The organism is Actinotignum schaalii (genome assembly GCF_028864145.1).
Taxonomy (GTDB): domain Bacteria; phylum Actinomycetota; class Actinomycetes; order Actinomycetales; family Actinomycetaceae; genus Actinotignum; species Actinotignum schaalii_B.
Genome location: NZ_JARBHJ010000038.1, coordinates 1 through 21,334 on the forward strand (window position 1 = coordinate 1; position 21,334 = coordinate 21,334).

At 62.6% G+C, this 21,334-nt stretch carries 16 protein-coding genes; 4 read left to right on the top strand and 12 right to left on the bottom strand.

Going from position 1 to position 21,334, the window contains the following annotated elements; all coding sequences use genetic code 11:
- Window positions 1–167 precede the first annotated feature (167 nt).
- From PWJ82_RS08115 to PWJ82_RS08130, 4 genes are read right to left on the bottom strand one after another with little or no spacing between them, the layout of a single operon-like run.
- The gene (locus PWJ82_RS08115) at window positions 168–2,075 is read right to left on the bottom strand and encodes an ABC-F family ATP-binding cassette domain-containing protein (protein WP_016443234.1); all 1,908 of its coding nucleotides are present in this window, start codon (window positions 2,073–2,075) and stop codon (window positions 168–170) included.
- A 27-nt stretch (window positions 2,076–2,102) separates the two neighbouring features.
- Complete coding sequence (locus PWJ82_RS08120; protein WP_016443235.1) at window positions 2,103–3,248, bottom strand: ribosomal RNA small subunit methyltransferase A; 1,146 nt, start codon at window positions 3,246–3,248, stop codon at window positions 2,103–2,105.
- Entirely contained in the window at window positions 3,239–3,550 is a 312-nt protein-coding gene (locus tag PWJ82_RS08125; RefSeq protein ID WP_016443236.1) for a hypothetical protein, read from the bottom strand. The genes PWJ82_RS08120 and PWJ82_RS08125 overlap by 10 nt, the downstream gene beginning before the upstream one ends.
- A gap of 27 nt (window positions 3,551–3,577) precedes the next feature.
- Window positions 3,578–4,717: a G5 domain-containing protein gene (locus PWJ82_RS08130; protein ID WP_016443237.1), complete on the bottom strand. Its 1,140-nt coding sequence runs from the start codon at window positions 4,715–4,717 to the stop codon at window positions 3,578–3,580.
- 329 nt (window positions 4,718–5,046) lie between these two features.
- Here PWJ82_RS08130 and PWJ82_RS08135 point away from each other — a divergent pair, with 329 nt between their 5' ends.
- Window positions 5,047–5,919: a hypothetical protein gene (locus PWJ82_RS08135; RefSeq protein ID WP_016443238.1), complete on the top strand. Its 873-nt coding sequence runs from the start codon at window positions 5,047–5,049 to the stop codon at window positions 5,917–5,919.
- Window positions 5,920–5,953: 34 nt separating this feature from the next.
- Here the strand turns inward: PWJ82_RS08135 and PWJ82_RS08140 are convergent, their stop codons facing one another.
- Both PWJ82_RS08140 and metG read right to left on the bottom strand, forming a co-directional pair.
- Window positions 5,954–6,982: a TatD family hydrolase gene (locus PWJ82_RS08140; RefSeq protein WP_016443239.1), complete on the bottom strand. Its 1,029-nt coding sequence runs from the start codon at window positions 6,980–6,982 to the stop codon at window positions 5,954–5,956.
- Between the two features lie 3 nt (window positions 6,983–6,985).
- Entirely contained in the window at window positions 6,986–8,797 is a 1,812-nt protein-coding gene (metG, locus tag PWJ82_RS08145; RefSeq protein ID WP_016443240.1) for a methionine--tRNA ligase, read from the bottom strand.
- 137 nt (window positions 8,798–8,934) lie between these two features.
- Between metG and PWJ82_RS08150 the strand changes: the two genes are divergently transcribed.
- A complete protein-coding gene (locus PWJ82_RS08150; protein WP_016443241.1) occupies window positions 8,935–9,747 on the top strand; it encodes an isochorismatase family protein in 813 nt (270 codons plus the stop codon).
- Between the two features lie 30 nt (window positions 9,748–9,777).
- Here the strand turns inward: PWJ82_RS08150 and PWJ82_RS08155 are convergent, their stop codons facing one another.
- The 5 genes from PWJ82_RS08155 to rsmI all read right to left on the bottom strand — a co-directional run bounded on the left by PWJ82_RS08155 (window position 9,778) and on the right by rsmI (window position 15,925).
- Entirely contained in the window at window positions 9,778–10,743 is a 966-nt protein-coding gene (locus PWJ82_RS08155) for a helix-turn-helix transcriptional regulator (protein WP_016443242.1), read from the bottom strand.
- Between the two features lie 225 nt (window positions 10,744–10,968).
- Window positions 10,969–12,699: a YfcC family protein gene (locus tag PWJ82_RS08160; RefSeq protein WP_016443243.1), complete on the bottom strand. Its 1,731-nt coding sequence runs from the start codon at window positions 12,697–12,699 to the stop codon at window positions 10,969–10,971.
- Between the two features lie 18 nt (window positions 12,700–12,717).
- Window positions 12,718–13,674, bottom strand: coding sequence for a carbamate kinase (gene arcC / locus PWJ82_RS08165; protein WP_016443244.1), 957 nt, complete (start codon window positions 13,672–13,674; stop codon window positions 12,718–12,720).
- A gap of 125 nt (window positions 13,675–13,799) precedes the next feature.
- Complete coding sequence (argF, locus tag PWJ82_RS08170) at window positions 13,800–14,795, bottom strand: ornithine carbamoyltransferase (RefSeq protein ID WP_016443245.1); 996 nt, start codon at window positions 14,793–14,795, stop codon at window positions 13,800–13,802.
- Window positions 14,796–15,073: 278 nt separating this feature from the next.
- On the bottom strand, window positions 15,074–15,925 hold the full coding sequence (gene rsmI, locus PWJ82_RS08175) for a 16S rRNA (cytidine(1402)-2'-O)-methyltransferase (RefSeq protein WP_016443246.1): 852 nt from the start codon (window positions 15,923–15,925) through the stop codon (window positions 15,074–15,076).
- Between the two features lie 62 nt (window positions 15,926–15,987).
- On the opposite strand from rsmI, the gene PWJ82_RS08180 reads away from it, so the two are divergent.
- Window positions 15,988–17,757 (top strand): dolichyl-phosphate-mannose--protein mannosyltransferase, encoded by a 1,770-nt coding sequence (locus PWJ82_RS08180; protein WP_016443247.1) that lies wholly within the window; start codon window positions 15,988–15,990, stop codon window positions 17,755–17,757.
- 159 nt (window positions 17,758–17,916) lie between these two features.
- The gene (locus PWJ82_RS08185; protein WP_016443248.1) at window positions 17,917–19,491 is read left to right on the top strand and encodes a S1C family serine protease; all 1,575 of its coding nucleotides are present in this window, start codon (window positions 17,917–17,919) and stop codon (window positions 19,489–19,491) included.
- Window positions 19,492–19,673: 182 nt separating this feature from the next.
- Here PWJ82_RS08185 and PWJ82_RS08190 read toward each other — a convergent pair whose 3' ends face one another.
- Window positions 19,674–20,864: a cobalamin-independent methionine synthase II family protein gene (locus tag PWJ82_RS08190; protein ID WP_274736175.1), complete on the bottom strand. Its 1,191-nt coding sequence runs from the start codon at window positions 20,862–20,864 to the stop codon at window positions 19,674–19,676.
- Window positions 20,865–21,334: the final 470 nt, after the last annotated feature.

Sequence of the window (21,334 nt, forward strand, 5' to 3'; positions counted from 1 at the left end):
TAAACAAACACACCACCGCCCCCCCCCCCGCGCCCACCCCCCCCCCCCCCCCCCCCCCCCCCCCCCCCCCCCCCCCGCCCCCCCCCCCCCCCCCCCCCCCCCCCCCCCCCCCCACGCTTGTATTCGGCTGGCCGATGGGCACCCGCGGCCCGCGAGGCAGGCCGGCCTTATCCCTCAGCTACTTCAGCTGCCTCCAGCCACTGTTCTTCCAGTTCCTCAAGCTGGCCGGTGGCCTCACTCAGCTCTTTGCCAATCCGCGCGAGTTCCTCATAGTCCCCGCTCACCGCACAGGCAGCGCTGCGCTCCTGCGCCTTGGCGATCTGCTCGCGCAGCCGCGCCATGCGTTTTTCGATGCGTTGCACCTCTTTGCGGGCTTCGCGCTGAAGGGCACTCGCGCTTTTCACAGTTCCCGCCCCGGACCCGGCGGCCGCCGCCCCAGCGCTGCCTGCACCGGCCCCGGCCCCACCTGCCCCGGCCTGAACACCGGTGCCCGCGCGTGTTCCCGCCGCGGCAGCGGCCTGCTCGCGGGCTTCCTGCTCCTGCTCGCGCAAACGCAGATATTCATCAACACCGCCCGGCAAGTCCCGCACCCGGCCATCCAGCACGGCAATCTGGCGGTCCGTCATGCGTTCGAGCAGGTAGCGATCATGGGAGACCACAATGAGGGTGCCCGGCCAGCCGTCGAGCACGTCCTCCATCGCGGCGAGGGTATCGGTATCCAGGTCATTGGTCGGTTCGTCCAGGAGCAGCACATTCGGTTCCGCCATGAGTAGGCGCATGAATTGCAAGCGGCGCCGCTCCCCACCCGAGAGTTCACTGACCCGCGTCCAGGCACGTTCGCGGGTGAATCCCATCCGCTCGGTCACCTGGCTCGCGGTGAGTTCTTTCTTCCCCACCTGCACGCGAGCTGCGACGTCGTTCACGGCCTCCACCACGCGCAGCTCGGCCACCTCATCGAGTTCGCGGGTGTGCTGGGATAGTTCCGCGAGTTTCACGGTGGCACCGCGTTTGACGTGGCCCGCCGTGGGCTGGAGCCGCCCGGCGATCAGCGCGAGCAGCGAGGATTTCCCGGCGCCGTTCGCACCCAGAATCCCCACGCGTTCACCCGGCGCAATCCGCCAGGTCACCCCGCGTAAAATTTCCGGCCCGCCACCGTAGCGCAGGCTAACATCCTCCAGATTGACAACTTCTTTACCCAGGCGGCTGGCGGCCATGCGCGTCATTTCCACGCTATCGCGCGGAGCCGGAACATCCGCGATAAGGCTTTCCGCCGCTTCGATACGGAACCGCGGTTTGGAAGTGCGGGCCGGGGCACCGCGCCGCAACCACGCCAGTTCCTTCCGCAAGAGGTTATTGCGTTTTTCTTCAGCGAGTGCGGCCTGGCGTTCGCGTTCGGCGCGCTGGAAAATATAGTCCGAATACCCGCCCTCGTAGGTTTCTACCCGACCGGGAATCTGCCCGCGCGGGCTTTCCACCCCGGGCACCACTTCCCACAGTCGCGTGGCCACCGCATCCAGGAACCAGCGGTCGTGGGTCACGGCCACGAGCGCTCCGCGCGGGCGCGGCCCACCGAAACGCTCCTTAATATAATTCGCCAGGAAGGTAATCCCTTCGACGTCCAGATGGTTGGTCGGCTCGTCGAGAATAATAATATTCGCCTCGCGGGTAAGAGTATGGGCCAGGGCCACCCGCCGGCGTTGCCCGCCGGAAAGCACACGCACCCGCGCCTCGAGGGGAATATCGGGGAGCAGCCCGGCATGCAAACGCCGCACGTGTGCGTCACTGGCCCATTCGTGGCGCGCGGTGCCCGCGTGAATCGCCTCCAGCACCGTGGCATCGGGGAGCTCATCAGCCTGGGTGAGCGTGGCGAATTTTGCGGTATTGGTGGGAATAACCTCGCCGCTGGTGGGCGCGAGCGCCCCGGTGATGAGGCGCAGCAGTGTGGTTTTCCCTCCCCCGTTCGGGCCGACGACGCCGATGCGGCTACCGTCCTCTAAACTCAGGGAAACGTTGCTGAGGATATCGCGACTTCCCAGGCTGACGCCCACGTCATGTACCGAAAGTAAATGTGCCATAGCTGGTGGTCCTTGGAGTGAGGGATTCTAGTTGGCGAAGTCGCGGGCCTGCGCGATCCGCACAAAATCATCGATGGTGAGGGTTTCCCCGCGTGCCTGAGGTGATACTCCGGCCCGCTCGAGGATAGTTTCGGCCGCAGCCGGGCTGCCGGCCCAGGAACCCAGGGCACTGCGCAGGGTTTTCCGGCGCTGAGCGAAAGCGGCGTCGATCACCTGAAAAACACGCTCGCGCAGTTCATCGGTACCGGGCGCGGGCCGCAAGCGCAGGTGAACGAGGGCGGAATCCACATTGGGTTCCGGGTAGAAAACGTGGCGGGAGATTTTCGCGCCCCGAGTGGCGCTCCCGTACCAGGCTGCTTTCACGGAGGGTACCCCGTAGGTGCGTGACCCGGGGGCGGCGGCCAGGCGGTCGGCTACTTCTAGCTGCACCATCACCGTGATGGTCTCCAGGCTGGGCAGGGCTTCCATGAGGGTGAGGAGCACCGGCACCGCCACGTTATAGGGAAGGTTCGCCACCAGTGCGGTGGGCGCGAAGGTCGGTGTGCTGCCGGGGGTGCTGGTGCCGGAGGTTACGTTGGCGGTATCCACTACGCCGGCTACGGCCTCGATCTCGCCGGTGCATAGCGCGGGCGGGCAGGCGAGCTGTTCAGGCCCGGTGATGCTCAGGGCATCCGCGTGGAGCAGTGCGAAATTTTCCGGGGAGCTGTGGCGGCGCGCCACGGTATCGGGGAGAGCGGCGGCCAGTGCGGCGTCGATCTCCACCGCGGATACGTAAGCGCCGCTTTCCAGGAGCGCCAGGGTGAGTGAGCCCAGGCCCGGGCCGATTTCGAGGACCCTATCCCCCGGGCCCACCCCGGCTTCCCGCACGATTTTGCGCACGGTGCCGCCATCGTGCACGAAGTTTTGCCCCAGGGTTTTGGTGGGGCGAATATTCAGGGCCGTGCACAGCGCGCGCACGTCCACCGGGGTGAGGAGGGCAGTTCCAGCCGGGGTGCGACCATCCGCGGTATCACCGGCCGAGCCACTACCGGCCGTGCTGTTACCGGGCGAGTCCTGTTGAGCAATATTATTGGCGACCACAGATGCAGTGTACCCGGCTTGGTGAATGCCGTCCGAATGCTCCGTCAAAATCCGCACCTGCCAAAAATGCGAACCCTTGATGGTTACACCCACACGATTAAGAAGAGATACACAAGAATGAGAATCACGGCCGCCACCGCCGCGATCAGTAGGGCAAGTGCGCGGCGTCGCTGCCGGCCAGCTGCGCCACGGGAACCAGAAGAACGCCCGGTATCCTCAGAACCCCGTGACTCCCCCGACTCCTCGGCGAGGAATTTACCCCACACCAACCCAGCACCCACCAGGATCACAAATTGAATAATCCAGGCGTACCAGGGTAGACCCACCGACCGCAGCCCAACCATCGAGATAAGTGTCATCCCGCCGGCCAGCACCGCGATTCTGAGCATGTGCATGAGCTTCGTTTAAGCGCCTACGCCGTTTTAGTACCACCCGCGGGAATTAGAGTGCCCGAGCGCAGCGCAGGGGCTGCCGTAGCGGCCTTCGATATAGCCCAAGCCCCAGCGGATTTGGGTGGCCGGATTGGTCTGCCAATCAGCGCCGGCAGAAGCCATCTTGGAGCCGGGCAACGCCTGCGGAATACCGTAGGCACCCGAGGAGCTATTTTCCGCCAGGTGATTCCAATTCGATTCCCGATTCCACAGCGTTACCAGGCAGGAGAACTGATCCTGACCCCAACCGTAGGCGGAAAGCATACCCGAGGCGATTTCCTGGGCGGTACCGGCCGGAACCACACTGGCGACCGCAGCCGCTCCGCTCCCATCAGCACTTGCACCCGCCACGGCAGCGGCGCTTTCCGAGGTCCCCACCTTGACCACTTCATCCACGCGGGCCTGCTTGACCGCGGAGAAAGTCAGAGTGCGAGCAACTTCCTTGCCGTTTTCCACCCGGATTTCATAGGTGTTGGCAGAAATGCCATCCTTACCTTCGGTTTCCACCTTGGTGGTACCTTTGGCAAGCGCGGCGTCGTCCACCTTGGTAGAGCCGTGCGCATCCACCACTTCTTCGGTGATCACGCGCGTTTCCACCCGGGTAATCGTGACCTTCGAGCCCGGAACAACCGGCGCGGCAAGACTCTGCGAAACAACGTCATCCCCGGATACCGTAATCCCGGCTTCTTGCAGCGCATCCCCGAGGGTGACTGCCGTGGTGGTGAGGGTACGTTCTTCGCCTTCAAAATTAACGGTGAAAGAGTATTCGGATACCGTGGCGCCCGCGGTGCGAGCCACCGGGAAACCATCCGCATAAGCATTGGCAGGCATCGACATATGCGACATCAGGCCAATACCGCTACCGGCCAGCAGCACAGCCCCGAGCGCGGCAACCCCGCGCCGGCTGAGCGGGAACGCATTGAGCTGGGCGTTCGCGGCGGAATCCTCCACGGCGGCGGGTGCCTGGAAAGCGGTGCCGGTGGCCTGCGGCCGAGTGGCCAGCACGGCCTGAACAGCCTCACTCACCGCGCCGCGTTCCATCATGAGAGCCCGCGACCGCGGACCCGGGGTACGAACCTCAGCCCGAACAAATTGCTCGAGTCCCATTCCCTGTGCGCTGTGACGCCCCACTAAACTTCCTCCGTTGCTTGCGCGAGTACCCTCCGGCCTCACTTTTATAACGAAACTATATTGAGTGTAACCATTTCGTAACATTCGGACAATGATTCGGAGGGAAAAGCTCGCTTTTCTTGAGATTTTTAGGAGCGCTCAAATTGTGGTCACCTGACTTTTCCGCGGATTCTCGGGGTTTTTACGCGTATCGCACGACGGCGCCGCTAGCGGCCACATCGTAATCTGAGCGTTATTTCACACCACTGGGGAAGGCTGAAGAACCTCGTTCGGGGAGACAAAGCTAACGCGCCCCCAGCGCGGGCGTTACATCGATTACATTTAAGGCTATGAGCACTCAATATCCCGGATACGCACAGCAGCCTGTCCCTCCGAGCTATCCCGTCCCCTCCGCACCGAAGCGCGGCACCGGCGCGCTGCGCGGCCTGGCGGCTCTTACCACCGCACTGAGCATCGCTCTTATTATCTTGTGCTTCACACCAGCCCTAGCCCGGGGTGAGGATAATGCCTCTATTATTGGGCTGGCGAATCCGGGTGGCGTGTGGCTGCCGGTGCTTGTGTACGGCTGCGGTGTTCTTCTGGCGCTGCTAGCGGGAGTGCTCGGTTTGTTCACCACTGGCCGGGCAGCCCAAGCCTTTTCTTGGCTGGCACCGCTGGGCGGAGCAATCACCCTGGGCGGGCTCGTGGCACTCTCCCTGGATAGTTCGGTCGGCGCTCTTCGCGAATTCGGGGCGCAGTACACCGCGCTCTTCTGGGCGACCGGCGCACTGGCCTTGATTCTGGCACTGACCGGCATCGCGCAGGGAGTGGCCGCAGGAACAGCCGCGAAGAAATCCGCGCGGCCCGCGTACCCGGGCTACCCGAACTATCCCGGTTACCCCAGCCCGGCATCGCAACAGACGTATGGCCAGGGCTATCCGGGCTACCCGGGGCAGGGTTATCCCGGCCAGGCCGGCCCCGCAGGCCAGGGGTACCCGGCCCAGGGCGCACCGGTGCCGGGCTATCCGCAAGGTTACGGCCAGGGCTATCCGGGCCAAGCTCAATATCAAGGCCAATCTCAATATCAAGGCCAGCCAGCTTATCAGGGGCAAACCCAGCCGTACCGGCAGGCATATGCGCAGCCCGGGCAGAACTATGGCAAGCCAGCTGCCCAAACCGAGCCTTCCGGCCAGACTCCCGAATCTGAAAGCCCCCAGAGCTAAGAGCAGGGCTCAGCACAGCGCAGCTCAGAGCTAGCTAGGCTGCGCCCAGTTCCCCGTACACCGCCCGGGTGTTTTCCAGGAGCTGGGCGCACCACTGCGCTTCAGCCAGTTCGCGCAGCTCAGCTCCGAAACGCACCGTCCACGCCATCACGTAGGGGGCGTTTGGGTGGCCGCGCCACGGAACCGGCGTTAGGTAGGGTGCGTCTGTTTCCGCGAGGATGAGCGCGGAATCAAAAGCATGGAAAGCAGCGCGGAGCTCATCATTGGCAGGGTAGGTTATTTGCCCGCCAAAACTTCCGTACCAGCCTTCGCGGTTACACAGCTCGGCAAGCGCGGCGTCGCCGGAAAACGCGTGGAAAACCACCCGGCTCGGGGCACCGTCACGGCGCAGCACCTCCACGCAATCAGCGTGGGCCTCGCGGTCGTGAATCTGAACGGGCAGGTCGAGCTCGCGCGCGAGGGCAAGATGAGCGCGGAACGCCTCGATTTGCGCGGCGCGGCCCTCCTCAGAAGTACGGTAATAGTCGAGTCCCGTCTCCCCAATCGCAACGACGGCCTTGGAGCGGGCCGCCTGCGCCACCCGGTCGATGGCCTCCTCCAGACTGAGGGCATGGTGCGCGGCGAGCTCCTGCGCTAAACCATCCGGGCCCGTCGCGGTGATTCCGCGATGCCGGGCAGCTTCATTGGGGTGAATAGCAAGGGCTGCGGAAAAGTGGGCCGGGTCCGCTTCAGCCACAGCCACCGTGGGCAGAAGGTCCGGGACCTCACACGCGCAGGTAATGGCGTGGCACACCCCGGCAGCCTCCATGGCGGCAGCTTCCTCATTCGGCAGCATCCGCCCGCGCGGTGGGGTAAGCGTAGCATCCGAGTGACCTGCCTGCGCTGCCCCCGCCGGCACCCAAATATGGGTGTGGTTATCCACCACCGGACCGGCGAGCTTTTCCGGGAGATCGGGCAGATACCAGCGGCGCGCCCGCTTTTTCTCCTTCGCGGAGAGCGCCGCGAATTCCTCCGGCGCTAATTCGTTGCGAAGAATCCCTTCCCCCGCTGCTTCCTTGCCCACGCTTTAGGCCTTATCGATGCCGAGGCGCTCCAGCTCCTCAGCAACCACGCTGGCATCCAGCTTGGTGAACACCGGGGACGGCTTGGCAATCGGGGTACCGACCTGGACCTCCACCCGCTCCCACGGGTGCAGATTAGAATAATCCCCGGTAATAATCGGGTAGGGCTTACCTGAATCGAGGTCGGTGACCTCCTCCAGGCGCGGCATCGGGGCAATATCACCGGCCCCGCCCAGCACCCGATCCACCGCGTTCGACGAATGCGGGAGGAATACGCTCATCATGGTATTGAGATCGGAGACCGCCTGGATAAGGGTGTGGAGCACCGTGCCCAAGCGTTCGCGCTGGGAAGGATCCTTCATCTTGAAGGGTTCGGTAGCGGAAACGTACCCGTTTGCCTCCCGCACCAGACGCATAATTTCGGTGAGCGCGGCGCGCTGGCGGTGCGCGGCAATGGAATTACCCACGGTGGTGAAACCGGCTTCCACCGCATCCAGGAGCTCCCGATCCACCGCCTCGAGTGGCCCGGCCGCCGGGATTTCCCCGAAGTTCTTGGCGATCATAGCCGCGGTGCGATTAACGAGGTTCCCCCATCCGGCCACCAGCTCGGAATTATTGCGCCGCACAAATTCCGACCAGGTGAAATCAGCATCGGAAGTTTCCGGGCCGGCAATGGAAATGAAGTAGCGCAACGCATCGGGCTGGTAGCGCGAGAGCACATCGCGCACGTAAATCACCACGCCCTTGGAGGAGGAGACCTTCTCCCCTTCCATGGTCAGGAATTCGGAAGCCACCACCTGGGTGGGTAGGTTGAGCTGCCCTAAATCACCGGGCTGGCCGCCCCGGCTTCCCTCCCCGTTATAGGCGAGGAGTTCGGCCGGCCAGATCTGGGAATGGAAAACAATATTATCCTTCCCCATAAAGTAATAGGAGCGGGCCTCCGCATCATTCCACCAGGCGCGCCAATCTTCCCGGCTCCCGGTTCCCGCGGCTTCACGCCGGCGGGCCCATTCAATAGAGGCGGAAAGGTAGCCGATAACGGCGTCGAACCACACGTACAGGCGCTTGGAGGGTTGCTCTTCCCAGCCGGGGACCGGAATGCCCCAGCTAATATCGCGGCTCATCGCGCGCGGGCGCACATCCTCGAGGAGGTGCTTGGAAAATGAAATAACATTCGGGCGCCACTGCCCGGATTCTTCCACCTCATCGAGCCACTGCCCCAGGCGCTCCGCCAGCGCCGGCAAATCCAAGAAATAATGTTCGGTTTCCCGGAATTGGGGTGTTTTCCCGGAGACTTTGGAGACCGGGTCAATAAGATCTTGCGGATCGAGTTGGTTACCGCAATGATCGCACTGGTCCCCGCGGGCCGGGCTGTAGCCGCACAGCGGGCAGGTGCCTTCGATATAGCGATCCGGAAGGGTGTTGCCGGTTTCCGGATCGATAGCGACCGGGGTGGACTGCACCACCATATAGCCGTTATCGCGGCACACCTCAAACATTTGCTGCACAACCCGCTCGTGATTAACGGTGGTGGTGCGGGTGAAAAGATCATAGGAAAGCCCCAGAGCCACGAGGTCCTCCACAATAATGCGATTATTGCGGTCCGCGAGTTCTTCCGGGGTGATTCCCTCCGCGTCAGCCGAAACCAAGATAGGGGTACCGTGCTCATCGGTGCCGGAGACCATCAGCACATCCTCCCCCACCATGCGCATGTAGCGGGAGAACACATCCGAGGGAACACCGAATCCAGCAACGTGACCAATATGGCGCGGGCCGTTGGCATACGGCCAGGCAACAGCGGAGAGAATATGAGTCATAGCCACCATTCTACTAGCGCGCCCGCTAGCGTGCCCGCATCCCCGCGCCTAAACTATAAGGGCGCGGTTTCGCCACAGCGATTGACCATCCGGCCGCCGCGCACCGCGTGATGACCCGCTTCATCAGGAGGATGACTATGGATGAGACCCGCGCACTCATCATTGTTGATGTGCAACCCACATTCTGCGAAGGCGGCAGCCTCGGGGTGGACGGCGGTAACGCCGTTGCCGAACGTATTGCCGATTTTGTCACTGATAACGCCGAAGAATACGCTCTTATCGCCACCACCCAGGATTGGCATATCGACCCGGGCCCGCATTTCTCCGAGAATCCGGATTTTGTGGATAGCTGGCCGCCCCACGGCGTGGCCGATACCCCGGAGGCGGAGCTGCACGAATCCATCGCGGCTCTCCCCATTGATGTCCAGTTCAAGAAGGGCCAGTACGCTTCGGGCTATTCCGGTTTCGAGGGTACCGATCCGCAGGGTAACCTCCTCGAGGACGTACTGCGCACCGCCGAAGTCACGGATGTGGACGTGGTAGGCATTGCCGAATCGCATTGCGTGCGCGCCACCGCCATCGATGCGGTGCGCAACGGTTTCCGCACCCGCGTTTTTTCCGACCTCACCGTACCGACCTCCCCGGAACTCGGGGCCGCAGCCCGTGTGGAGATGGACGAAGCGGGCGTGGAGCAGCTGCAATCTGCGGATGCTTTCGGTTTTTACGAAGAGTCCGAGGTTCCGGACGAATTCGATGATCCGTACGACGACGCTGCAGCTGCCGAAGCGGAACTCGAGAACCTCGATGATGACTACGAGCTGTACGACGACGACGATTTCGACGACTACGCCGAGGAAGATGAAAATATCGACTTTTCGGATGAGGTCAATGAGGCTGATTTCGATTTCTCCGATATCGACTACCGCCCCGGCATCGACTCCGCGAAGTAAAGCGGGTTCCGGCTCCGGCTCGCAACCACGCTAGACCGAGCGCCAGAAGTCTTTGACGAGCTCCTCGCGATTAGCCACCTGGCTTTTCTTGAGGATATTGTGCACGTGCACTTTCACCGTGGAGGGAGACAGATACAGCTCCGTGGAAATCTGGGTATTTGTTTTCCCGCGCATGAGGTAGCCGAGCACTTCTTCTTCGCGTTTCGATAGCCCGCGCGCCTGGGAATAGAACATCAGGGAGGATTCGATGAAATCCTCCTCCAGGTGATTGACTGTTTCCGGGGGCCGGTCGAAATGGATACGTAGCACCCGCACCCCGAAACGCATCACGTGGATCACCCAGCAGATGTACATGAGGTTTTCCAGGAAATTGCGTTCGGGAAGGAAGGCGAGCGCGGAAGCGCTATGCGCCTGGGGCGCAACGAGGAAAATAAAGGTGATATTCCAGGCGAAAGTCCCCAGTACCGTCACCCAGGTGGTGACGTATAGCCAGCGGTGGCGGCGCTGGCGAATTTTCTCCACCCCGGTGGTGGCGCGTAGGTAGTTCCACGTTGCCACGCTAAGGATCCCGATGACCACGATGCCGCGCACGGAGAAGAACACAAACTCCCGCCAGGCCGGGTTGGTGATCATTAACGCGCCGGCGCTCCCCACGATGAAAATCCCGGCCGGGATAAGAGCGCTGCGCCACTCCACTTTCGCTTCCGGTTCCGTCATGAAGGTGGCGTAGGTCAGCCAGATGAGGCCCATGAGCAGCGCGCCCAGGGTGATTGATTCTACGGGTGCGGTGATGTGGTAAACGCTGTCAATATTGCGCGGGTGGGTGAAGTCCGTGCGGGCCACGGTTGCGACGTCGAAAAAATAGGTGAGGAAAAGAGCGGCGCAACACAAAAACATGCGACGGCGCGAAACTAGGTAACACGCAAGCGCCGTCGCTGAACCCATGAGGATGAAAAGCCCTACTACCCAGGTGTAATAAAACAGCCCTATCGTCATCGCATAGCTCCGTTGCGTTCCCCACGCGATCCCGCCGCGGTTACCCGTCTCGGTTTTCCGCCTCGGGATCACGGGCGCGAGTTCCCCGCGCCGTACTGTCATATTATAAAAGCATTAATCGCCACTGCCAGAATTCCGGGCGAGTGGAATGCACGCGGCGGCCCCGGCGGTACCAAGCCCGCCGGAGCCGCGCGTTTCGGCTAGTGATAGCCGTATTCTTCGCGCCTATGCGCCGTAGATGAGCACCTGGGCCACGCAGGCCGCCCCGCCGAAGCCGAGTACGAAGAGCACCATCGGCCACACGAAACGGAACCAATGCTGATACTTCATATCGAGCATCTGCAGCGTTGCCATAACCAGACCCGTCGGTGCCAGGAAGAGCATCGCGTACTGACCCCATTGATACGCACATACGATGATCCACCGCGGGATACCCACGGCATCGGCCAGCGGCGCCATGATCGGCATGGCCAGCACGGCCAAACCGGAGGAGGACGGCACCACGAAACCGAGCACGAAGAAGATCAGCAGCATAATAATGATGAAGAGCGGGCCGGACATCCCTGACACCAGGTTCGTTGCCGAATGGAGCAGGGAATCGGAAATCAGCCCGTCGTTCATCACGATATTGATGCCGCGCGCCAGCCCGATAATCAGCGAAACACCCACGAGGCTTGAGGAGCCTTCGATAAAAGCGTCCGTTAGTTGCTTCTCATTGAGCCGGTCCTTCCCGAAGAGGGAAATTGCCATAACCGCGATGGTGATGGTGAGGAAGGAGGCCGCCATGGTCGGGAACCACCAGCCCATGGCCATCACGCCCCAGACCATAATCGGGAAGGCGGAAACGAAGAGCACGAGGATGAGTTTCTTCTGCCAGTTGAAGGCCGGCACATCATCCGAGTGGGTGGTCATCGCCCACTGTTTCTCGAAAGCTTCGTGATCTTCGTACACATAGGACTTCGTAAAGTCCTTCTTAATCATTTTCGCGTAGCGGTGCAGGTACCACACCACCACAATGGCGCCGACGATACACCCGCCCACACGCCAGATAATGCCGTCCGTGAAGGGAATACCCGCAGCATTGGAGGCAATCACCACGGAGAAGGGATTAATCGTGGAGAACGTGGTTCCCATGGACCCGGCCAGGAAGATCGCGCCCACGCAGATAATCGAGTCGTATCCCATCGCCAGGAATATCGGCACGAGGATCGGGTAGAAGGCCACCGCTTCTTCTTCCAGGCCGCACAGCGATCCGCCCACCACCATAAAGACGGCAACCGCAAAGACCAGGAGGAATTCGTGCCCCTTAGTTTTCTTCGTCAGCGCGATGAGCCCTGACTCAAAGGCACCTGTTTTTCTCACCACCCCGATGAGGCCCCCGAGCACGAAGATAAAGACCATAATGTCTACCGCTTCGATCGTGCCGTGCACCATGGCGACCGGAATATCGGAAACACTGGCCGGGTTCTGCTCGAGGGACTCATAGGACCCGGGCACGGAAATCGGCTTATTGAGCGCCCCGGAAGTGAACTGGGAGATATCAATATCCATCCCCAATTCGCTCAGGGTTTCCTGGGTGCCCGGGTATTCGGTGGTATCCCCGTGCGGGCTGAGCACGGAGAACGTGCCGGTATCGGAACTGTAGCTCAGCTTGGCGTAGGAACCGGCCGGCACCAGCCACGTGGCGATAGCCGCCACGATGGTCAGGAAGAAGAGAATCGTGAAAGCGCCCGGGATGGTAATACCGCGCCGCTTCTTGCGTGTCTTTTTCGCACCGGAATCGCCGTCACCGGGCGCGCCACTGCCTGCGGTTACGGCTTCGCTTTCGTTATCCGCGACGACGACGCCCGCAGCGTCCTCCCGGCCGCTGCGGTGTTCGCGCCCGTCCGGGGCGAGGTTGTTATCCATGCCGCCGGCCCCATTGCCGGCTGTGGCATCGTTTGTGCGTGTTGTCATGATGGTAGTCCTTCGGGCTTAGGCGGTGATCGCAGTGCCGCTCTCCCCGGAAATACCCTGTTCGGCCTTTTCCAGAGAGGTAATAATGGCGCGTTTGCCAGCCGCGCCGTCCACGAATTCGAGGCAAGCTTCCACCTTGGGCAGCATGGATCCGGGAGCGAACTGCTCCTCCTCGATGTACTGGCGGGCCTCACGCACCGTCATCTCGCGCACATCGCGCTGTGTGGGCTTATTGAAATCAATGGCGACCGCGTCCACGGCGGTGAGGATGAGGAGGGTATCGGCGTCGACCTCCCGCGCGAGCAGCGCGGCGGTGCGATCCTTATCGATGACGGCCGCAACTCCGCGGTACCCCGAACCGTCCTTGACCACCGGGATGCCGCCACCACCGGCCGCGATCACGATGGTGCCCGCATCAATAAGCGAGCTGATAACATCGCGTTCCACGATGGAGACAGGGAGCGGGGAGGCCACCACCCAGCGCCAGCCGCGCCCGGCATCCTCCACGTATTTGTTTCCGGTTTCCTCCATGAGGGCCCGGGCTTGTTCTTCGGTGAAGAAGGCCCCGACCGGCTTGGTCGGGCGGCCAAAAGCGGGATCTGCGGCGTCGACCTCAGTCTGGGTAACCACCGAAATAACGGGGCGGGCAAGCTGCCGCGCCGCGAGTTCAGCTTCGATGGCCTGCTGGAGGTGGTAACCGATATAGCCCTGGGACATGGCGCCGCATTCGGCGAAGGGAATAGACGGTGTTTCCCCGGCAGCCGCGGAATTATCGGTCGCGACCTTGATCATGCCCACCTGCGGGCCGTTTCCGTGGGTGACAACGACGTCATTGCCAGCTGCCACCAAATCCACGATGGAACGTGCGGTTTCCTTAATGAGTTCCAGTTGCTGCTCCGGGGTTTTCCCGAGTGCATTGCCGCCCAGCGCAACCACAATTTTTTCGCCGGCGGTCTGTGTATGTTCCTGTGTCATAATTCAGTCCTTATTTTGCGCGCGGGCGACGCGCCGCGGTGCGGCCCTGCTACCTGCGGCCAGCTCCCCGGCATCGTCGCCCGCGCTTATCTCGGCACGGCCGCGCGGGCGCGTGCCTGTACCCCCTAGGAGAGGGTTGCGTACATAACGGCCTTAATGGTGTGCATGCGGTTCTCCGCTTCGTCAAAGACGCGCGAACGCGGCCCTTCGAAGACCCGGTCTTCCACTTCCATTTCCGTCACCCCGAACTTCTTGGCGATCTCCGCGCCGATGGTGGTGTTGGTGTCGTGGAAGGAGGGCAGGCAGTGCATGAAGATCGCTTCCGGATCTGCCTTGTCCATGAGTTCCTGGGTGACGCGGTAGGCTTCCAGCTCGGCAATACGCGAGGCCCACACCTCGTCCGGTTCGCCCATGGACACCCAGATATCGGTGTAGAGCACGTGGGCGCCGGTGGCGGCCGCCGCAGCATCTTCGGTGAGCGTCACGCTGCCGCCAGATTCCGCCGCGAGTTCCTTGCAGGTATCCACCAGCCACTCTTCGGGCATGCGATCCTTCGGGCCGCAGGCCACGAAGTTGAGGCCCAGCTTGGAGCAAACCACCATGAGCGAGTTCGCCACGTTATTGCGCGCGTCCCCGAAGAACACGAACTTCTTGCCCTTGATGCCGTCCTCGAAGTTTTCCTGCACGGTGAGGATATCGGCGAGCATCTGGGTGGGGTGGAAGAGGTCGGTCAGGCCGTTCCATACCGGCACGCCGGCCTTGGCGCCCATTTCCTCCACGAGTTCCTGGGAGAAGCCGCGGTATTCGATACCGTCGTACATGCGGCCGAGCACCCGGGCGGTATCCTCAATGGATTCCTTCTTACCCATCTGGGAGCTGCCCGGATCCAGGTAGGTCACTCCCATGCCCAGGTCCATGCCGGCCACTTCGAAGGAGCAGCGGGTGCGGGTGGAGGTCTTTTCGAAGAGCAGCACAATATTTTTGCCTTCGAGGTAGCGGTGCGGGGTACCGCTGAGCTTGAGTTCCTTGAACTGCGCGGACAGACGCAGCAGGTAGCGGATTTCATCGGGCGTAAAATCGAGCAGCTTGAGGAAATTGCGTCCGCGGATATTGACAGCCATTGTCGTTCCTTTCCTAGCGCGGTCCGTGGTCCCGTTCGGGCAGACCGGCCAGCGGTAACGGGGTCATCTTCGGCCCCTGGGATCACTGTTGGCTGTCCAACCCGTACCCGCCTCGCGGCGAGAGGATCATGTCCCGGCCCCGGTTCCCCGGGGGTTGTTTTTACTGTGCATGATCTGGGTCACGTGCGCTAGGAAAGCGCGGGTGGAGTGCGGGTGGAACGTGGTTTAGCTGCGTTTTTTCGGCACTAAACCCCACTAAACCCGCGTATTTTCGCGCTTTATTCGCCCTCGCTGAGCGCGGCGCGGTAGAGCTCATTCGTGCGCAATCCGGTGCGAGCGGCCACGAAAGCGGCGGCATCTTTGCGGCGCAGGCCGAGCTGACACAGCTGGGCGACGTCGCCCACGGCCCGCGTGCGCGCCCGTTCCTCCCTTTCGGTCACGCTACTTCCGGTAACGACGACGACGATCTCCCCGAGCGCACCATCCGCGAAACGCTGCGCGAGTTCGGCCAGGGGCCCGCGCACAATTTCCTCGTGCGTCTTAGTGAGTTCACGGCATACCGCAGCTTCGCGCTCACCGCCGAACGCGGTGACGAAATTGGCGAGGGTGGCCCCGAGGCGGCGCGGGGATTCGAAGAAAATCATGGTGCGCTCTTCACTGGCCAAGGCCGCGAGCGCGGCGGCTTGTTCCCCGGTTTTACGCGGGAGGAATCCTTCGAAAGTAAAACGGTCGGTGGGAAGGCCGCTGGCGACAAGCGCGGTGAGCGGGGCGGAAGGCCCGGGAACCACCGTCACGGGAATACCTGCTTCGCGGGCGCGCACGACCAGGCGGAAACCGGGGTCGGAAACGGCGGGCATTCCCGCATCGCTGACCATGAGAACCCGAGCACCGGCGCGAGCCAGGTCAATGAGGTGGGCGCCGCGTTCGGCTTCATTATGTTCGTAATAGGAGAGCACCTGGGCGTTCACCTCGATGCCGAGGCGCGCGGCGAGCTGGTAAAAACGGCGGGTATCTTCCGCGGCCACGGTATCGGCCCGCGCAATTTCGGCGCGCAGACGCGGCGAGGCATCGGCGTCGTTTCCAATGGGGGTGGCGGCAAGAACAATTCCCGCGTGTTGACCTGTGCTCATTCTGCTATTCTGCCACGCGCAGCACTACGGCGCGGGCGCCTAGTTATCGATAGAATCCGCACGTGAGCGAAAAACGAAGCGAACCCATCGGGCGACTCCCGCGCGAGTGCGCGGAGCGCTATGAAGACGAGCTGCGCGGCCGGCTCGGGCTGGCCCCGCGCGGATTAGAGTGGCTCACCCGCGCCGAAAAACGGCTGGGGTGGTGGGTGACCGGAGCGGTTACGCTTATCGCCGCGTTCACCAGGTTCTTCCGCCTGGGCTTCCCCGACCGCCTCATGTTCGACGAAACCTACTACGTCAAAGGCGCGAATTCGCTGCTGCGCCTGGGCTACGAAGTGGATTGGCAGGGCGGCACGGAGTTCGACACCGCTTTCGCCACCGGCGACTTCTCCCATACCTCACCGGCCGGCGACTACGTGGTTCATCCTCCGCTCGGGAAATGGATCATGGCGGTCGGCCAGGCGATTTTCGGGGAAACTTCCCCCTTCGGCTGGCGCTTTATGGTGGCGCTGGCCGGCACGCTCGCGGTGGCGCTGCTGGTTCGCATCGCCCTGCGCCTCTTCCTCAACCCGTGGCTGGCCGGGGTTGCCGGGATCGCGATGGCCCTGGACGGCATGGGGATCACCATCTCCCGTATCGGGATCCTCGATAACCTGCTGGCTTTCTTTGTGCTGGCTGGATTCTGGGCGCTGCTGCGGGATCGCGATTGGACCCGGGAGCGCCTAGCCCACCGGGTTGCTACCGGGCCGGTGCGCGCGGATGGGCGCCCGGTTGCCTGGGGCCCGCGGGTGTGGTGGCGCCCGTGGATGCTGGCCACCGGGGTATTCCTCGGGCTGGCCTGCGGGGTGAAATGGTCCGGGATTTACGCCGTGGCGGTTTTCGGCCTGGTGGCCTTCGCCTGGGGCATGGCCGCCCGTCACGCGGTGGGGCTGCGGCTGTGGGGAGGTGCCGCGGTTTTCCAGGAGGGAATCCCCGCTTTTATCCACCTGGTTCCCACCGCCGCGGCCACGTACGTGGCCTCCTGGTTCTCCTGGTTCCGCGATAGCCGGTCCTGGGGGCACGGCTGGGCGGCCGGCGTACGCGAAAGTACCCCCGAGGCTCTCCCCTTCCCCTGGCTCCCCAATTCTTTCAACGACCTGGCGCATTATCACAGCCAAATGTGGGACTTCCACAACGGGCTCTCCACCCCGCACACCTACCAATCCTCGGTCTGGCAGTGGTTTGTGCAGTGGCGCCCGGTCTCTTTCTGGTGGCCGAGCTCCGAAGAAATGGCCGGGCAGTGCCCAAGCGGCGAGCGTTGCGTGCAAGCGGTCACGTCGGTGGGTAATCCGGTGGTGTGGTGGCTGGCGCTCCTCGCCCTTGCCGTGGTGCTCTGGGTGGCCTTCACCCGTTTCGACTGGCGCGCCTGGGCGATTGTGAGCGGCTATCTTGCCATGGCCGCGCCGTGGTCACTGTATATGGACCGCACCATTTTCCAGTTCTACGCCATCGCTTTCCTCCCCTTCGTGGCCCTCGCCCTCACCTACGGCCTCGGCTATATCACCGGTGCGCTCGGTGCCCCGCACGCGCGCGGATGCGGGAGCGTGCGCGCGGATTTATACGACGACGGCGCCTGGGGCCACGCGGACTTCGTCTGGGATAAGCCGGTTGGGATATGCGCCTCTCCGGTGCGGTGGTGGCGATGCCGGATAGGCCGCCGCACGCTGACGGCGTGCGGCGTCGTCGTCGTTCTTATTGTGCTGGCGGCGCTGTTCTGGTACCCGATCTGGACCGGGCAAACCGTTTCCTATGAGTTTTGGCGCCTGCACATGTGGCTACCTTCGTGGATTTAGCGCGGGTGGGCACGGCGCAAGCGCGCACCTGGCGATGCTCGCATTTTCGGACAACGTTCAGAAACTTTCCAGAATCGGCGGGCATGCTACCCGATGTGACCGGACCACCGCGGCGGCCGTGGCGGCGGCTAGGTGCGGAGTGAGGAAAGGACGTTTCACATGACAGATGAGTGGCGTAATGACGCGGGCGAACCGGGCGCGCAGCAGCCGAATGCGAACCATGCCGGCCCGGGTCAATCGCACGTGAATCCGAGCCAGCCCGGTGCAAACCAAGGCGGAGGCGCGCAAAGTGCGTGGGCGCAGGCTGGCAGCTCGCAAGGTGCGTGGACGCAGGCCGGCGGCGCGCAATCGACTAGCTACACGAATGCGTACCACTACCCCAGCGTTCCCTCCGCAGGGTATGCCTCCGCGCAGCCGCCTTATCCGAGTGGCTACCCCGGCGCCTCCCAGCAGCAGTACGGATACGGATACGGCTACGGCGGGCAATTCGGTGCCGGAACGCAATTCGGAGCGGCACCGCAGTTCGGCGGCGCACCGCAATTCGGGGCAGCGCCGGTTAAGCGGCGTTCGAAAGGCACCACCGCCATTCTTGTCATTATCGGTATGGTGGTCGCGCTGCTCGTGGGCACCGGGGTGGGGTATTTCGGCCTGGCTCCCGAACCGCAGGCGAGCTCACCTTCCGTCAAAGATCCCTTTAGTTTCCAATACAATGACGGACTGACCGCCCCGAACGACGGACGCCAGCAGGGCGGTGCCGAACCGTATATGCCGATCCCGCGGGATTTCCCCACCCAGCTGCCGGGCGGCAACCACGGTGCGGACGGGCCTATTGACCGGGGCGAAAAAGTTAGCCCGGCGGGTGTGGCCATTATTAATGCGCGGATGGGTTCCGGCATGGGGGCCGGCAGCGGGATTGTCCTCACGGCGGACGGCCAGGTGCTCACGAATTACCACGTGGTTATGGGATCGGATGCCATCCAGGTCGAGATCCCGGCAACCGGGAAAACCTATGCGGCCAGTGTTATCGGGCATGACGAGAAGCGCGACGTCGCCCTTTTGCAGCTCAAGGACGCTTCCGGGCTCACTCCGGCAAAAATTGCCAGCACCCCGGCTAAGCAGGGCGATAAAGTAAGCGCGGTGGGCAACGGGCGCGGCCAGGGCTATCTCACTGAAATTAAAGGCGAGGTGACCGGGCTGGGAATGGACGTGCGGGTGGCCACTGAGGATGGCCTGAGCTTTGACACCCTCAAGGATATGATCGTCACCGATGCCGATGTGGTTCCTGGTTATTCAGGCGGACCGATGATGAACGCCCAAGGCGAAGTGGTGGGGATGAATAGCGCGGCCTCGCAGGGCACCACGTCTGCCCAGGTGTACGGCTTTGCTATTCCTATCGAGCGCGCCCTGTCCATCGTGGAGCAGATCCGCGCCGGGAAGAGCGACGATAACGTAACCGTGGGTAAGAACGCCGCCCTCGGAATTACCGTGGGGCTCAGTGAGCAAAGCCGCGTGACCGTGCTGGCCGTTGGCCCGAATTCCGGGGCGGCGAAAGCCGGTGTGAAGGAAGGCGATACGATTCTGAGCCTGGATGGGCAATCGGTTTCCAGCCCGGCCCAGGTCGCCAAGCAGGTACGCACCCACAAGGTAGGCGACACCATCACCCTGGAAATTTCGCGTGGCGGCGGGGCCCCGCAAACCATTGAGGTAACGCTGGGCGAATCGCCGGTGAACTAAACGGTCGGAGGCACCTTGGAGCCGTACTCCGCATAAAAGTGGACCACCGGATGCGGCCGGAATACCAGAAGGGGACCTGAACAGCTGAGCTGTCCGGGTCCCCTTCGGTGTTCCACATGGAGCGGCAGGCCGCTCCGGTCCTTCAAGACGCGGGTGTGTTCAGGCCCGCGGCCTTGGAGCCTTTACTTCGAGGCGAGGCGGGCGCCTTCCACGAGCGTTTCGAGCTTCGCCCAGGCGATAGACGGGTAGATGCGCCCGCCCAGGCCACAATCGGTCGAGGCGATCACGCGTTCGGCACCCACCAGCGAGGTGAAATGCTCGATGCGCTGCGCCACCAGCTCGGGATGCTCCACCACATTCGTGGAGTGGGAAACGACGCCCGGGATGAGTACCTTGTCATCCGGCAGGGCAATATCTTCCCAAATCTTCCATTCGTGAGCGTGGCGGGCATTGCCCGCTTCGAAAGTCAGGCCCTGCGCATTCGCCTTCAAACACAGATCCACGATATCCCGGAAGGGAATATCAGTGGTGTGGGGGCCGTGCCAGGAACCCCAGCACACGTGCAGACGCACGAGTTCCGGGTCGATACCTTCCAGCGCGTAGTTGATCGCTTCAATACGGCGAGCCACCCAGGTGCGGTAATCGGCAACCGCCGGTTCCGGATTGACCTGGTCCCAGCCTTCAGCCAGCGAGGGATCATCGATCTGGACGGTCAGGCCGGCATCGGTGATGATCTTGTATTCCTCGTGGAGGGCATCGGCCATCGCGGTGAGGACTTCATCTTCCGACTTGTAATGCGTATTGGAAATACGCGCTGCGGACCCGGGAGAAAGCGCCGCGATAAACCCGGAGGAAGCATCAAGCCCATTGGCCTTGAGTGCCTTGAGGGTAAGATCGACGTCGCGCTGGGTTTGTTCGGTACCGATGTAGGTCACGGGGCCGGTGATGGTGGGCATGGCCACTTCCTGGCGCTTGGCCTGGTGAATTCCCGATTCCGGATCCGTGTAGGCGTCCTTGAAGCGCTGCCAATCACGGCGCTGATCGAAGGGGACGAGCTCAACCGCTCCCCCACCCGCGGTGGCAGCCGCGTGGAATTCGTTATCCGTAAATTCCAGCCCGCCCAGGCGCGAGAAGGAGTACCACCACCAGGAACCGTAATTGGTTACTTCGGTCATGACGTGGCCGTATTCGCCGTCGTTAATAATATCGAGGCCGATGTCCTTCTGCCGCGCAACAACGCCGGCAACTTCCGCGTCGAGCTTTTCTTTGAATTCAGCCTCGCCAATCTGGCCGTTCTGGTGTGCTTCGTTGGTCGCGCGCAGCGAATCGGTGCGCGGAAGGGAGCCGACATGAGTGGTCTTGATCTTCGTCATTATAAAGTCCTTTGTACTGGGTGTGGTGATGGAGATCGGTCCGACTTAGCGTATCCCATCAACGATACGACGCCGCAGCGGCGGGTGCTCAGTGAGACGTAACGGACCGGGGCGAGATGTCCTCGCGCGCGGAATCGCCCGAAGGCCAAGTGGAATCCGCGCTAGCCCAGCATTCGCATTCGGGCGGCGGGCATCGTCATGGCAGAGCGAGGATCAGTGAGAACCATGGTGCATCCTTTCCGTCCGAATCGGAGCGCCGGGGCCGTGCCGCCGGCGTTTCTTTGAGGTAGTGCCCCTTGTGGGCGCCTACCTCCAGTAGCCTAGAGGGAATTATTAAGCCACGTCAACTTGTTGCCCACTAGGGTAAATAGACAGAAATGGTTGCTAATACCCGGACTTTCCCTTGCTATACCAACAGAAAGTCCGGGTTATTGAGCTTTTCGACCTCAATAACCTTGCATGCTTGACAA